Genomic DNA, 14023 nt, shown 5'->3' on the forward strand with positions numbered 1-14023 from the left:
TTCCTTTTCCCCCCATCAATATTCCCCAAATCCGGCCCCCCCCCCGCGCCGGGCGTTTTATCGGGTGCTGTTTGGGGCTTCTCAAAGTACCACCGACCCGTTGTCGGTGGTACTTGCAGACGCCCCGACCTCAGCCCGTGGGGATCGCGTCCAGGAACTTGAGGACGGCCTTCGCGTGGGCCAGGCCGAACTCGGCCACCGCCTTCGCGTAGGGGTCCTCCGCGGTCTTGGCGGCGCTGCGGGCGCTCTCCTGCTCGGCCCCGTACGTGGTGCGCGCCGTGGCGACCAGCGACTCGCGCTGCTTTGCCGTCAACGAGCCGGCGTGCACGAGGCGCAGGATCAGCGGGCTGCGCAGGTGGTCGGGGCCGGGCTCGGACAGCAGCCAGTTCTTGAAGGCCTTCTTGCCCGCCGCGGTGAGCACGTACTGCTGGCTGGAGCGCGGCCCTTGCTTGCCGAGTCGCAGCAGGCCCTGGTCGGCCAGCGCGGGCAGCTCGCGGTACACCTGGCTGCGGGTGACGCTGAAGAACGCTCCGAAGCGCTCCCCGGCCTCCGCAACCAACTGGCCACCGGTCTTGGGTCCGTCGTGCAGCAGCCCGAGCAGGGCGGCTGCGGTCGCATTCAGGTCTGACACAACGACAACGTTCCCACGTCCGGGGGAGGCTGTCCACAATGGTCAGCCGTTCTGTCCACTGTGGCTGATCACCGGGCTAGTCCGATGGGCCATGCGGAGCAACGAAAAGTCTCGCTGAGTAAGCGGCAGTTTTGGCGCCTCACGCGTTTGGCCGCTTGACCGTCCGTGTCCATCCCGGATGGAAAAAGCCTTTCGCACAAGCGAAACTTCCCCGGCCTCACCCGATCGGCGGCACTGCTCTCACCGGCCGAAGCCACCCGAATGGACGGACGTGGGCTGCCGTCGCACGACCCGGTGATGTCGGCTCCGGGGTCTTTCCTCCGGCGGGAAGCCTGGAAAAATGATCATCGCCCTCAGCGGGCGTCAGCGGCTGGACAGCGGAGGTCGGGGAACCATGGGCATGAAGATGAAGTGGCTGGACCACAAGAAGGTCGCCATGCACACGCGTGCGTGGGTGACGGGTGGGATCCCGGAGCAGGCGGGCAAGGATGAGTGCATGGTGTGCGGGAAGCAGATCCGCAAGCACCGCACGGTGAGCGGCGAGGGCCGGATCTGTTCCAGCATGCTGTGCGCCCAGTACTGGGCGGAGAACATGACCTGAACCGCCCGGCCCGCTCGGCCGGATCGACCCACTCGGAAATACGAAGAAGGCCCGGAGTCCTAGGACTCCGGGCCTTCCATCTAGTAGCGGGGACAGGATTTGAACCTGCGACCTCTGGGTTATGAGCCCAGCGAGCTACCGAGCTGCTCCACCCCGCGCCGCTTTTAGCTTGTCTTGCTGTCTTGCTGTTGTAGGTAGAACTCTACACCCTCGAAAAACCCCTTTTCCACCACCCCCCTCTAACCGCATTTCCCCAGCTCAGCCCCAGTGTCGGCCCATCCCGGCTCAATCCCGACTCAATCCTGGTCCCGCGCCCACCCTCTCAAGGCGCCGCCTCGGGGTTCGGGGGTCCGGGGGGGAAGCCCTCCGGGTGGGGTTTGGGGGCTTCATCCCCAATGAAAATGCGAAAAAGCCCTGTCTGCGTCCTCCGCAGACAGGGCTTTCCCACTTTGTAGCGGGGACAGGATTTGAACCTGCGACCTCTGGGTTATGAGCCCAGCGAGCTACCGAGCTGCTCCACCCCGCGTCGGTATGAACAGAACCTTACGCGGGGTGGAGCGGGAAATGCAAATCGGGTGGTCAGCCGGACGGTGTGGGGCTGGGCACAACCGAGGACTGGCCGGTGGGCGGCGGTGAGGCCGACCCGGTGCTGTACTGCTTGAACCTCTTCGAGGCGTCGTCGAGGCGCTGGTAGGCCTGGCCGAGCTCGGCGAAGTTGCTGTTCTGCTGCGCCCGCTTGATGTCGGCGAGCGCCGCGTCGATGTCGTTGACCGCCTTCTGCAGCTCCGGGCTGAACGTTCCGCCGGTGTTGCCGGGTGTGGTCGACGTCGGCGGCGGCGTGGAGGTCTGGCCGTTGCCGTTGTTGTTGTCGCTCGGCGGCGGCACCACGGCCCCCGCCCCGCTGAGGACCTGTTCGAGCGCCTCGTTGAGCGTGGACGCGTAGCCGACCCGGTCGCCGTACCAGACGAGGACCTTCGACAGCTGCGGGAACGACGTGTTGTTCGACGCGCGTTCGATGTAGACGGGTTCGACGTAGAGCAGCGCGCCGCCGACCGGGAGGGTCAGCAGGTTGCCGTAGACGACGGTCGTCTTCTGCTGGGTGAGCAGGTTGAGCTCGCGGCTGACGTTGTCCGAGGTGAGGAACTGCGTCTGGATCTGCTGCGGGCCCTTGGCGTCGGTGTTGAGCTGCAACACGCTGATCTTGCCGTAGTTGTCGGGGTCGGAGGACGCCGAGACGTAGGCGGCCATGAACTCCCGGTTCTCGCGCACGAGCGGGCTGGTCAGCTGGAAGCTGACCTTGCCCTGGTTGGCCGGGTCACCGGCCAGCACGTAGAACGGCGGCTGGGCGTCGCGGCGTTTCTTCGCCTCGGCCTGCTGGGCGTCGGCCGAGGTCACGTTGTCGATCGTCGGGTCCTGCGCCGGCGCCCAGTAGGAGACACCGGAGTAGAAGTCCGACGGCGACGAGACGTGGTACTTCGACAGGATCTGCCGCTGCACCTTGAACAGGTCCTCGGGGTAGCGGAAGTGCTCGCGCAGCTCCGGCTTGATCTCGCCGGCCGGCTTGACCGTGCCGGGGAAGACGCCCATCCACGCCTTGAGGACGGGGTCCTTCTCGTCGATCGCGTACAGCGACACCGTGCCGTCGTAGGCGTCCACAGTGGCCTTGACCGAGTTGCGGATGTAGTTGACGGGCTTGTTGACCTGCGAGATCACCACGCCGTCCGCTGTGAGCGAGTCGTTGGTGGCGTCACCCAGCGGCGTGCGCTGCGCGTACGGGTAGTTCTCCAGCGTGGTGTAGCCGTCGACGATCCAGGTGATGCGGCCGTTGATGACGGCGGGGTACGGGTCGCTGTCGACGGTCAGCCACGGCGCGACGGCCTGCACGCGGTCGCGCGGCGTGCGCTTGAACAGGATCTTCGACTCGTCGGCGATCGACTGGTTGAAGAGGATGTTCCGCTCGCCGTAGTAGGCCGCGAACGCGAGCTTGTTGAACAGGCTGCCGATGGGCACGCCGCCGCTGCCGGTGTAGGTGTAGGACTTGGCGTCGGTGTCGTACTCGGCCGCGGAACCGGCGGGCCGGCCGCCGACGATCGAGTAGTCGTTCGTGCCGAACAGCTCGCCGTAGTACGTGCGCGGCTGGTCGACCTTGATGCCGTTGGCGACGTTGCCGACCTCGCCGTTGGGCTTGACCTCACCGGTCTTGAAGTCGGGGTAGCCGCCGTTGGACTGGTCGGCGATCTCGTTGACCTTGTTCGCCTCTGCGTAGACGAAGCCGTTGCCGTGGGTGTAGATGAGGTGCTGGTTGATCCAGTCGCGCTGGCCCTGCGGCAGGCTGTCGAGCTTCAGCTCGCGGACCGCCACGATGTAGTCCCGCAGCTTGCCGTCCACTGTGTACCGGTCGACGTCGAGCTTGCTCGGGAACCCGTAGAACGGCCGCAGCTGCTGGAACTGGGTGAACGTGCGGCCGAGGACCGCCGGGTCGAGCAGGCGGATGTTGCCGAGGGTGGCGGCGTCGTTGGTCTTGATCTGGTCGTTGGCGACGTTCTGCTTGCCCTCGTAGGGCTTCGTCTCGACCTTGTCGTCGGTCAGCCCGAAGGCCTGCCGGGTCGCCGCGATGTTGCGGGTGATCGACTCGGCTTCCTTCTGGATGGCGTTCGGCTTGACCGAGAACTGCTCCAGGACCGCGGGCCACGCCGCGCCGACCAGGACGCTGGACAGCACCAGCAGCACGGTCGCGATGGCGGGCAGCTGCACGTTGCGCATGAACGCGCCCGCGAAGAACGCCACGGCGCAGAACACGGCGATGCACAGCAGGATCAGCTTGGCCGGCAGGACCGCGTTGAGGTCGGTGTAGCTGGCGCCGACGAACTTCTCGTTCTCGTGCAGCAGCAGCTCGTACCGGTCGAAGAAGTACGCGACCGCCTTCAGCAGCACGAACGTGCCGGCGACCAGTGCCAGGTGCAGCCGCGCCGGACCCGAGAGCTGCCCGCCGCGACCGGCCAGCCGGATGCCGCCGAAGAGGTAGTGCGCGATCACCGCGCCGATGAACGACACGGCCGTGGTGATGAACAGCCACGACAGCAGCCACTCGTAGAACGGCAGCTGGAAGGCGTAGAAGCCGATGTCGTGGCCGAACTGCGGGTCGGTGATGCCGAACGGCTGACCGTTGAGGAACAGCTGGACCTGCTGCCACTCGGCCTGCGCCGACGCGCCCGCGATCAGCCCGACGAACACCGGGATGCCGATCGAGAACAACCGCATCCGCCGCATGACGACGGTGCGGTAGCGCGCCACCGGGTCGTCCGGCCCCGACACCGGGACGAACACCGGCCGCGCCCGGTAGGCGAGCCAGAGGTTCAGCCCGACGATGCCGCCGACCACGACCCCCACGGCCAGGAACAACCCCAGCCTGGTGAGCAGCACTGTGCTGTAGACGTTGCGGAATTGGACCTCGCCGAACCACAGCCAGTTCACGTAGGTGTCGAGCAGCCGCGATCCCGTGATGAGACCGAACAGGAGCACGACACCCACGATGAGCAGTATTCGGCTGCGCCGGGACAGTTTCGGCAGTCCGACCGGAGGCCGTGTGGCCACGAGGCACGCTCCTGGATCGCGGTAAATCGATACGTACGTTTAGTCCAACTCTACGGACGACGCCCTGGGTTCCCGTGAAGTGCGCCGTCTTACGATGACACGCGTGTCAGCGAGTGAAACGCCAGCGGTCGTCCTCCCGACGGTCGCCCGCGAGGTAGAAGAGTTCGTAGCGGCCGGCGGCTGGGAGCAGCCCCCGCAGCTCTTCGCCCTCGTGGCGACGTCCGACCTGATCGCCCAGCAGCCAGAGCTCCGCGCCCAGCTCGACCCGGTGGCCTCCCCGCTGACGCCGATCGCCCAGGACGCCCTCGAAGGCGACCTGGCCGACGCGCTCGCGGGCATCGAGTGGCCCCCGGCCGTCACCGGCTGCGCACTGGCCCAGGAGATCGTCGTCCTGCCCCCGGAAGCCGAGACCGAGCTGCACCACGGCGAGCTCGACGACGAGGCGGCCCGCAGGTTCGCGGCCGAGCACCCGTCCCGCCGCGAGGCGCGCCTGGTCGCGGCCGTGCTCAGGGACGGCACGGTCTCCTGCGTGCTGCGCCTGCGCGGCACGGTCGAGGTCCCCGAGGAGTTCGTCGAACACCCCGAGCTGGCCCCGAACCTCACCGACGCACTGCTCGCCACGCTGCGGCCCTAGTCGTCACGCCTCCAGGCTGGCACAGCCCCGCCGTGTGATCACGGCGGGGCTGCGTTCGTGCTGTTCGCCCGTGGCTGAAACCGTCAGGTCAGCGGGCCCGCGGGTCAGCAGCCCGGCGTCGGCTGGCCCTTGTTCAGCGCCTCCAGCGACGAGACCGCGTCCTTCAGGTTCTCGACCTTGATCAGCGTGAGGCCCTCCGGCGCCTGCTGCTTGGCGTCCGTGCAGTTCTGGGCGGGCACGAGGAACGCGGTCGCCCCCGCCTCCTTCGCCGCCACCATCTTGAACGCGATGCCGCCGATGGGCTTCACCGCGCCGTCGCCCTGGATCTCGCCGGTGCCCGCGATGGCCTTGCCGCCGTTGAGCTCACCGGGGGTCAGCTTGTCGACGATCGCCAGCGCGAAGATCAGGCCGGCCGAGGGGCCGCCGACGTCCGACAGGCTGATCTTGATCTTGAACGGCACGTCGGCGCGGTCGACGGGCGAGATGCCGATGAAGCCGGACGGGCGGTCGTCGGGGCGCTGGCCGAGGGTGAGCTGGGTCGACTTCGAGGTGCCGTCCTGCTCGAAGGCGACCTCGATGCGGTCGCCCGGCTTGGTGTTCTCCAGCGCGGCGCTCACGTCGGCGGCGCTCTGCACCTGCTTGCCGTTCACCGCGATGATGCGGGCGCCGAGCGGGATGACGTTCTCCGCGGGGCTGCCCTTGGTGACCTGGTTCGCGACCACCTTGCCCGGATAGCCGAGGTAGTGCAGCGCGGCGACCTCGGCGGAGGTCTGCGACTCGCTGAACGCCTGCTCGTTGTCGCGCTGGACGTCCTCCTCGGTCTGGCCGGGCTTGATGAAGTCCTCCTTCGGCGCGAGGGCGTAGCGGCCGGACAGCCACAGGCCCAGCGCGCCGAAGAGCGACAGGTCGTTGGTGAGCGAGACCGTCGTCATCCGCAGGGTGCCCTGCGTGGGGAACGTGTTCTGGCCGTCGATGGACACGACGTCGGCGTCCTTGACCTTGCCGAGCACGTCGTAGGTGGGGCCGGGGCCCAGCGCGACGTACGGAACCTGGGCGAACCCGCCCGCTGTTCCGAGGATCGCCACGACCAGGAAGCTGGCGATCAGCGTCCACGTCCGGCGGGTCAGTCCGCGTTCCCTCGGCGGGGGCGCGGGAGCGGGTGCGGTCGTGACGGTTTCACTCACGGCTGAACAGCGTACGACCATGTCGATCCGCGTACGGTAGAGGCATGAGTGACGTGCCGTTCGGGTTCAGCCCGCACAACCCCGACGACAAGGACGGGCAACCGGGGGACAACCCGTTCGACTTCAACCAGCTGGGCAACATGCTGAGCCAGCTGGGCGCGATGCTGAGCAGCGCAGGGACGTCGAGCGGGCCGGTGAACTACGACCTCGCGAAGCAGATCGCGTTCCAGCAGCTGTCCTCCTCGCAGACCACCGTCGGGTTCGCCGCCGACCAGTCGGGCGCGGTCACCGACGCCGTGCACCTGGCCGAGATGTGGCTCGACCCCGTCACCTCGCTGCCCGCGGGCACCCGCACCACGCAGGCGTGGACCGCCCGCGACTGGATCGAGCGCACCATCCCGACCTGGCAGCGGCTGTGCGACCCGGTCGCGCAGCGCATGTCCGGCGCGTGGGTCGAGGCGATGCCGGCCGAGGCCAAGCAGGCCGCGGGCCCGTTGCTGTCGATGCTCGGGCAGATGGGCGGCATGGCGTTCGGGTCCCAGCTCGGCAACGCACTGGCGCAGCTCGGCGCCGAGGTCCTCACCTCGACCGACGTCGGCCTGCCGCTCGGCCCCGAGGGCACGGCCGCGCTGCTGCCGGCGAACATCGAGAAGTTCACCGAGGGCCTGGAGCGCCCCGCCTCCGAGGTGATGGTGTTCCTCGCCGCCCGCGAGGCCGCGCACCAGCGCCTGTTCACGCACGTGCCGTGGCTGCGGCAGCGCCTGCTCGACACCGTCGAGGAGTTCGCCAAGGGCATCAAGGTCGACACGTCGGCGCTGGAGCAGCTCGCCGGCCAGATCGACCCGTCGAACCCGGCTTCCATCGAGGAGGCCATGGGCTCCGGTCTGCTCGAACCGCAGACGACCCCGGAGCAGAAGGCCGCGCTGAACCGGCTGGAGACCCTCCTCGCCCTCGTCGAGGGCTGGGTGGACGTCGTGGTCGACGCCGCCGTGGCCGACCGGCTGCCCGGTGCGCCCGCACTGCGCGAGACGCTGCGCCGCCGCCGTGCCTCCGGTGGCCCGGCCGAGCAGACGTTCGCCACACTCGTCGGTCTGGAGCTGCGGCCGCGGCGCCTGCGGGCCGCCTCCGCGCTGTGGAAGCTCGTCGGCGACCAGCACGGCGTCGAGGTCCGCGACGGCGTGTGGGAGCACGCCGAGCTGATCCCGACCACCGAGGACCTGGACGACCCGCTGGAGTTCGCCGAGCGGCTCGCCAACACCCGCAAGGCGCTCGAGGACCCGATCGCCGAGCTCGAGCGCACCATGCGCGCCGAGGACGGCGAGAAGGCCACCGAGGCGACCGCGGAGGCGGACGAGCCGCAGGACGGCGACAAGCCCAAGGACAGCTGAGCCCGAGGGCACCGGTCAGACGTGCGAAGCGCCCGGCGGGCACACCCCGCCGGGCGCTTCGCGTTGCTGAAGATCAGTCTTCCGAGAGGCCCAGTCCGGCCGCGGCCGAGATGCCCTCCAGGTAGCCCATGGCCCGCTCGGACTTCGGGTAGCGGTGCACCCACTCCCAGAAGTCCTTGCCGTGCCCTGGGACCAGCAGGTGCGCGAGCTCGTGCACCAGCACGTAGTCGAGCACCCACGGCGGCACGTCGCGCAACCGCTCGGACACGCGGATCGTGCCCTCGGTCGGTGTGCACGACGCCCACCTCGTGCGCATGGGCGGCACCCAGCGCACGCTCACCGGGTCGGCGAGCGAGTCCAGGTATCGCACCGACAGCTCGGCGCACCGCGCCATCAGCGCCTCGTCGGACGTCCGCGCAGGCGACTTCCTGCGCGTCTCACTGCGCTGGAGGCGGCTCAACATCTCCGCCACCCAGTGCTTCTCTTCCCCCTTGGTCATCCGTGCCGGCAGAAGGACGACGACGGTGTCGCCCTCCCGGTACGCGCTGACCATGCGGCGGCGCCGGGAGCTCCGCCGCACCTCCACCCGCGGTTCGGCCATGCAGTAACCGTAATCGGCGGCACCGACAATTTTGGGCCCCCAACCGGCCGCAGGCGGGCACCCGGCGGGTGAAGTTCCACCGAACGGCGGCTGGACACGCGCGAGATCGACATGCGCGGGATCACCGCCTCGCAGAGGTACCGTCGCGCCAAGGTCCCCGAGTGTGTCCGCACTCACAACTGCAAGGGAGGGGCTGTGGCCGAGAAGTACAACGGCTACTGCGTCAAGTGCCGGGAGAAGCGCGACTTCGACGGCAATGTCGAGGAGACCAACGGCCGGCGCATGGCGAAGGGCACCTGCCCTGTCTGCGGAACGAAGATGACGCGGATCCTCGGCAAGTCCAAGGTCTGACGTTTCCGCTGGCAGGGGGCACCGCCCCCTGCCAGTCTTCCGTTGTGGACACACGCCCCCGAGTGCGCAGCGGCCTGCCCGTGGTGCGCCGCGGCCCCGGCGTCGTGCAGGTCGGCACCGACCCGAAGCACGCCGTGGTGATCGACGAGCTGCCCGACGCCCTGGTCGACGAGCTGCTCGTCCTCGACGGCCGCCACACCCTCGCTGAACTGGGTGAAAGACTCCGCAGCCGCGGTGAGGACCCGGCCCTGCTGACCACCGTCCTGGAATCACTCGACCAGGTGGGACTGCTGGAGTCCCCCTCCCCGTCCAGGGGTGCCACGGCCGCCGTGTTCGGCTCCACCCACCTCTCCCTCGCGATGACGTCGCTGCTCGCCGAGTCCGGTGTCCGGCTCGCCCACCACGCCGACCTCGTGGTGCTCGCCGCAACCCTCGTCCCCGATCCGGCCGTCGTCTCCGGCCTGATGGCCGCCCGCACACCTCATCTGGCCGTGCGCGTCCGTGAGGGCGTGGGCATCGTCGGCCCGCTCGTGCTGCCCGGCCGCACCAGCTGCCTGAACTGCGCGGACCTGCACCGCACCGACCACGACGAGGCGTGGCCGGCCATCGCCGCGCAGCTCGTCGGCAAACCCGCCTCCTACGACGTCCTGTTCGCCTCCGGCACCGCCGCGCTCGCCGTCGCGCAGGTGCTGGAGTCGCTGCGCCACGTCCGCGGACCCGAGCAGGCACCGCCACCAGTGCTCAACGCCACTCTCGAGCTGGACCTGGTCACGGGGGTTGCTGAGAGGCGGAGCTGGTATCCGCACCCTGACTGTCAGTGCAGCGCACATACCATGGCCGGGTGACCGAGATTCCGCGCAAGGCCGTGCAGCGCACCGCCAAGCTGGCGAGCCTCCCGCTCGGGGTGGCGGGCCGGGTGGTCGGCGGCTGGGGCAAGCGACTGACCGGACGCGCAGCCGACGAGGTCAACGCCGAGGTCACCGCCAAGACCGCCGAGCAGGTGTTCGCCGTCCTGGGCCAGCTCAAGGGCGGCGCCATGAAGTTCGGCCAAGCGCTCAGCGTGTTCGAGGCGGCCGTGCCCGACGAGCTCGCCGCCCCGTACCGCGAGGCGCTGACGAAGCTGCAGACCGCCGCCCCGCCGATGCCCGCCCGCACCACCCACCGCGTGCTCGCCGAACAGCTCGGCGCCTCCTGGACCAAGCGCTTCCAGTCGTTCGACGACGACCCGGCGGCCTCGGCCTCGATCGGCCAGGTGCACCGCGCCGTGTGGCACGACGGCCGCGACGTGGCCGTGAAGGTCCAGTACCCCGGCGCCGACGAGGCCCTGCGCGCCGACCTGAAGCAGCTGCTGCGCTTCTCCCGCCTGCTGCAGGCGGTCATGCCCGGCACCGACGTGCGCCCCCTGCTGGAGGAGCTGCGCGACCGGTACCTGGAGGAGCTCGACTACCGCGACGAGGCCGCCAACCAGCGCGCCTTCGCCAAGGCCTTCGACGACGACCCGCACGTCGTCGTCCCCCGCGTCATCGCCTCGTCCCCGAAGGTGATGGTCACCGAGTGGACCGAGGGCGTGGGCCTCGCGAAGATCATCCGCGAGGGCTCACCCGAGGACCGCGACCGCGCGGGCCAGCTGCTGTCGGAGTTCCACTTCTCGGCCCCGTCCCGCTCCGGCCTGCTGCACGCCGACCCGCACCCCGGCAACTTCATGCTGGGCGCCGACGGCCGCCTGCGCGTGATCGACTTCGGCGCCGTGGCCCGCCTCCCCGACGGCCTTCCGAAAACCCTCGGCCGCATGACCCGCCTGGCCCTCGACGGCCGCCCCGACGACCTGGTCGACCTCCTGCGCACCGAGAACTTCATCCGCGAGGGCATGTCCCTCGACGGCGAGGACGTCCTGGGCTACCTGGCCCCGTTCGTCGAACCGCTGCGCACCGAGTCGTTCCACTTCACCCGCCGCTGGCTGCAGTCGCAGGCCGAACGGGTCGGCGACCTGCGCAGCCCCGACTCCCAGACGGGCCGCTCGCTGAACCTGCCGCCGCAGTACCTGCTGATCCACCGCGTGACGCTGGGCGCGACCGGCATCCTCTGCCAGCTCGACGCCCACGTGACCGCGCGCGAGATCGTGGCGCGGTGGCAGCCGGGCTTCGAGGAGCCGTGAACCGGCGGCCTCTCCACTCCGTCGAGTGAACATGGCGGAAGTTGTCCACAGCTTGCCTCCGAGGTCCCTTCCCTCGTCGGTGCCTGCCCCAAGCTTGTCCCATGCCCATCACCACGACCGCTGACCTGCGCAAATCCGGCCTCTCCTCGCGGGAGATCCTCCGCCGCTGCCTACCGTCCGGCCCCTGGCAGTTCCTCCTGCCCGGCGTAGTCCTCCAAAAGCCCTCACCGCCCACCCGCCTGGACCGCCTGCACGCAGCCCTGTCCTACGCCGGCCCGTCCTCCGTGATCACCGGCACCGACGCCCTGACCCGCCAGGGCGCCCGCCTCCCCCTACCCCGCCACATCCACGTGCTGGGCACCCAGAACACCCGCCGCTCCCACCCGAACCTGCTCCTGGAACGCACAACCCGCCCACCCACCGTCATCCACCACGACGGCCTCCGCCTGGCCTCCCCGGCCCGCGCAACCCTGGACCTCACGCGCCGCGAACAAGACGCCCGCGCGGTCGTGGCCGCACTCGACGCCGTGGTGGCCGCGGGCCTGTGCACGCCGCGCGATCTGCACGAGGAGCTGGAGCTGAGCCCCCGCCGCGGAACGGCGCTGGTCAGGCAGGCCTTACAGCACCTGTACCCGCTCCCCCTCAGCGCGCCCACTTCTGACTGCCCGGATGGGTCGCGTTGACCTGCCTGGTCGAAGGTCTGCGTCGCTCGTGACCTGCGTTGCTTATGGCCTGCGTTGCTCGCGGTCGTGCCTTGCCGCGACCGCTGCAAGCCGGCTCTCGATCTCTGCCTCACCGCTGCCAGCACCTATCCGGCCACTCTTTCGAGTGAAGCCGGTCCGGATTCCCGTTCTCGCTCGCCCGCAATGGGGAAGCGCGCGTGAGGCGGCCAGCCCCCGCAGGAACGGAGACAGCACCCGACACGCCTCAAGCCGACACGAACCAGCCAAGCCCGAATACGACCGCCGAACCCGCAACGCCCACGCCGACGCCCACCACTCAGCTCGAACAGCCGTCCCTACAGCCCGCCCGCGCGAACCGACCAAGCTCGCTCAAGGCAGCGAGCCTCATGCAAGCCGGCCAAGCCCACCCGTACCGACCCAGCCAACGCCAGCCCAGCCCACGTCAGCCCGACCCAGCCCACGCAAGCCAACCAACCCAAGCCAGCCCGGCTCACGCAAGCCAGCCCACCCCAAGCCAGCCAGCCTCACCCGCACCAGCCGTTCACCGCCAGTACTCGTCCGGCAACTTCCCCTCGATGTCCCGCACATGCGCCTTGGCGCACGCGTGACACAACCACCGAACCGTCCCCCCGACCCGCTCCGACGACCAGGCCAACAGCTCCAGCTCAGAAACGGACGCCCGCGACCGCCCACACCTGTGGCACGCCGTCACCGCCGCCGTCCCACGTGGACGGTGTCGGTCTCCAGCAGGAACACGTCCTCCCGAGCACCGACGTACTCGGAGTCCGCCGGGTTGAGCAGGCGGCGCAGAGCGTCGCGGTCCGCGGGGTGCAGGTACGGGCCGGTGATCTCGGCCAGCCACGTCAGGCGGTCCACCGCCCAGTCGCGGACCTGCTGCTTCGCCGGGGCCGGGTGGTCGACGACGAAGCTGAAGGAGCCGATGTCGCCGAGGCCGGCGTCGGCCAGGGCGACGTTCCAGCCGACCGGCAGGCGGACGGAGCCGGCCATGTTCTCGCGCATCGAGACGAACCACTCGGCGCGGGCCGCGGCCATGCGGTCCGGGAGGCCGGGGTCGCCGACGCCGAGGTCCCAGGGCAGGAAGCGGGTTTCGAGGCCGCCCTCGGCCAAGGCCAGCCAGCCGCCGGGGGCCAACGCGGAGGCCAGGCGGCGCACGCCGCGCAGCTGGTCGGGGAGGTGGTGGATGACGCGGGAGGCCCAGATGAGCTCGACCGGGCCCGTGAAGGAGAGCGGGTCTTCCGCGGCGAGGTCGGCGAGGACCGGCTTCACCGAGACCACGCCCTCGCCCTCGGTGCGGGCGGCGGCGCAGGCGGCGTCGAGGAGTTCGGGGGTGGCGTCGACCAGGACCAGGACGCCGCCGCCGTGGTCGCGGAGTGCGGCGACCAGGGGGACGGACATCGAGCCGGCGCCGCAGCCGACGTCCATCACGACGGGTGAGTCCGGGAGTGGTGCGACGAGTCTGCGGGCGACCGCGGACAGCGCTTCGGCTTGCAGTGCGCCGTAGCGCCTCATGCCCGAGAGGCGGGACGACCAGTCGATTCCGTCGTGGGTGTGGTGCGGCACAAAGGAAGACGGTACGGAGGAACGGCCGAGGCCGCCATCCACCTTCTCGTGGACGACGGCCTCAGCTCGTGACTGTCAGAGGTCGAAGCGAGCCGCTCTGCGTCCCGCCCATCGCGACACCCTGCGCCAACGTTGCGCTGACGCGAGGCGGTTCGCCAGGCGTTGCTCTTCCGCGAACCTCTGGGCTTCTTGTATTCGTATCCGCACGAGTTCTTCTTGCAGAGACATGGGGTGCAGTCCTTCGTTCGTGTACGCGGGCATTGCGTCGAGATTGATCACCGAGGTGTTCACGCTGCCGCCTCCGTCTTGTCCGAAGAAGCCACTGCCGCCGCCGCGTCCTTGCGCGGACGGCCACGGGGCCGCTTGCGAGCGATGACGACACCGCGCTCGAAGATCTCACCACCCCAGACACCCCACGGCTCGTGCCGCGCGAGGGCTCCCGCGAGGCACTCGGCGAGCACCGGGCAGGTCCCGCAGAAGGTCTTCGCCTTCTCGAGCTCCGCCGGGGCGTCCGCGAACCAGAGGTCGGGGTTGTGGGTGCGGCAGGGCAGGTCAAGCCCCTCCGCGAGGTCCGGAAGTGTCTCGCCGGTGAGCGGGACAGTCGCGGTCAACATCAGGTT

At 69.6% G+C, this 14023-nt stretch carries 13 protein-coding genes and 2 tRNA genes; 7 read left to right on the top strand and 8 right to left on the bottom strand.

Features of this window, described 5'->3' with window-relative positions; translation table 11 throughout:
• Nucleotides 1-130 precede the first annotated feature (130 nt).
• A complete protein-coding gene (locus AB0A63_RS39095) occupies nt 131-631 on the bottom strand; it encodes a helix-turn-helix transcriptional regulator (RefSeq protein ID WP_360401364.1) in 501 nt (166 codons plus the stop codon).
• A 340-nt stretch (nt 632-971) separates the two neighbouring features.
• On the opposite strand from AB0A63_RS39095, the gene AB0A63_RS39100 reads away from it, so the two are divergent.
• Complete coding sequence (locus AB0A63_RS39100) at nt 972-1232, top strand: hypothetical protein (protein ID WP_360401367.1); 261 nt, start codon at nt 972-974, stop codon at nt 1230-1232.
• Between the two features lie 84 nt (nt 1233-1316).
• On the opposite strand, the gene AB0A63_RS39105 is transcribed toward AB0A63_RS39100, so the two are convergent.
• From AB0A63_RS39105 to AB0A63_RS39115, 3 genes are all read right to left on the bottom strand, one after another.
• A tRNA-Met gene (locus tag AB0A63_RS39105) sits at nt 1317-1390 on the bottom strand.
• Between the two features lie 294 nt (nt 1391-1684).
• Nucleotides 1685-1758, bottom strand: a tRNA-Met gene (locus AB0A63_RS39110).
• A 53-nt stretch (nt 1759-1811) separates the two neighbouring features.
• Nucleotides 1812-4826 (bottom strand): UPF0182 family protein, encoded by a 3015-nt coding sequence (locus AB0A63_RS39115; RefSeq protein WP_360401370.1) that lies wholly within the window; start codon nt 4824-4826, stop codon nt 1812-1814.
• 94 nt (nt 4827-4920) lie between these two features.
• Between AB0A63_RS39115 and AB0A63_RS39120 the strand changes: the two genes are divergently transcribed.
• A complete protein-coding gene (locus AB0A63_RS39120; RefSeq protein ID WP_360401372.1) occupies nt 4921-5460 on the top strand; it encodes a PPA1309 family protein in 540 nt (179 codons plus the stop codon).
• Nucleotides 5461-5564: 104 nt separating this feature from the next.
• On the opposite strand, the gene AB0A63_RS39125 is transcribed toward AB0A63_RS39120, so the two are convergent.
• Nucleotides 5565-6644 (bottom strand): PDZ domain-containing protein, encoded by a 1080-nt coding sequence (locus AB0A63_RS39125; protein WP_360401374.1) that lies wholly within the window; start codon nt 6642-6644, stop codon nt 5565-5567.
• A 44-nt stretch (nt 6645-6688) separates the two neighbouring features.
• Here AB0A63_RS39125 and AB0A63_RS39130 point away from each other — a divergent pair, with 44 nt between their 5' ends.
• Complete coding sequence (locus tag AB0A63_RS39130) at nt 6689-8032, top strand: zinc-dependent metalloprotease (protein WP_360401376.1); 1344 nt, start codon at nt 6689-6691, stop codon at nt 8030-8032.
• A gap of 73 nt (nt 8033-8105) precedes the next feature.
• On the opposite strand, the gene AB0A63_RS39135 is transcribed toward AB0A63_RS39130, so the two are convergent.
• Nucleotides 8106-8633, bottom strand: a complete 528-nt coding sequence (locus AB0A63_RS39135) for a M48 family metallopeptidase (RefSeq protein ID WP_360401378.1) — start codon at nt 8631-8633, stop codon at nt 8106-8108.
• Between the two features lie 195 nt (nt 8634-8828).
• On the opposite strand from AB0A63_RS39135, the gene AB0A63_RS39140 reads away from it, so the two are divergent.
• The 4 genes from AB0A63_RS39140 (at nt 8829) to AB0A63_RS39155 (ending at nt 11822) form a co-directional block, all read left to right on the top strand.
• The gene (locus AB0A63_RS39140; protein ID WP_360401381.1) at nt 8829-8984 is read left to right on the top strand and encodes a DUF5679 domain-containing protein; all 156 of its coding nucleotides are present in this window, start codon (nt 8829-8831) and stop codon (nt 8982-8984) included.
• Between the two features lie 44 nt (nt 8985-9028).
• Nucleotides 9029-9829, top strand: a complete 801-nt coding sequence (locus tag AB0A63_RS39145; RefSeq protein ID WP_360401384.1) for a TOMM precursor leader peptide-binding protein — start codon at nt 9029-9031, stop codon at nt 9827-9829.
• Entirely contained in the window at nt 9826-11139 is a 1314-nt protein-coding gene (locus AB0A63_RS39150) for an AarF/ABC1/UbiB kinase family protein (RefSeq protein ID WP_360401387.1), read from the top strand. Before AB0A63_RS39145 ends, AB0A63_RS39150 begins: the two co-directional genes overlap by 4 nt.
• Before the next feature lie 101 nt (nt 11140-11240).
• Complete coding sequence (locus tag AB0A63_RS39155; RefSeq protein WP_360401390.1) at nt 11241-11822, top strand: hypothetical protein; 582 nt, start codon at nt 11241-11243, stop codon at nt 11820-11822.
• 708 nt (nt 11823-12530) lie between these two features.
• Here AB0A63_RS39155 and AB0A63_RS39160 read toward each other — a convergent pair.
• Together AB0A63_RS39160 and AB0A63_RS39165 are read right to left on the bottom strand one after the other, a co-directional pair.
• A complete protein-coding gene (locus AB0A63_RS39160) occupies nt 12531-13403 on the bottom strand; it encodes a methyltransferase (RefSeq protein WP_360401393.1) in 873 nt (290 codons plus the stop codon).
• Between the two features lie 287 nt (nt 13404-13690).
• Nucleotides 13691-14017 (bottom strand): WhiB family transcriptional regulator, encoded by a 327-nt coding sequence (locus AB0A63_RS39165; RefSeq protein ID WP_360401396.1) that lies wholly within the window; start codon nt 14015-14017, stop codon nt 13691-13693.
• Nucleotides 14018-14023: the final 6 nt, after the last annotated feature.

The organism is Lentzea sp. NPDC042327, from assembly GCF_040647275.1.
GTDB lineage: Bacteria > Actinomycetota > Actinomycetes > Mycobacteriales > Pseudonocardiaceae > Lentzea.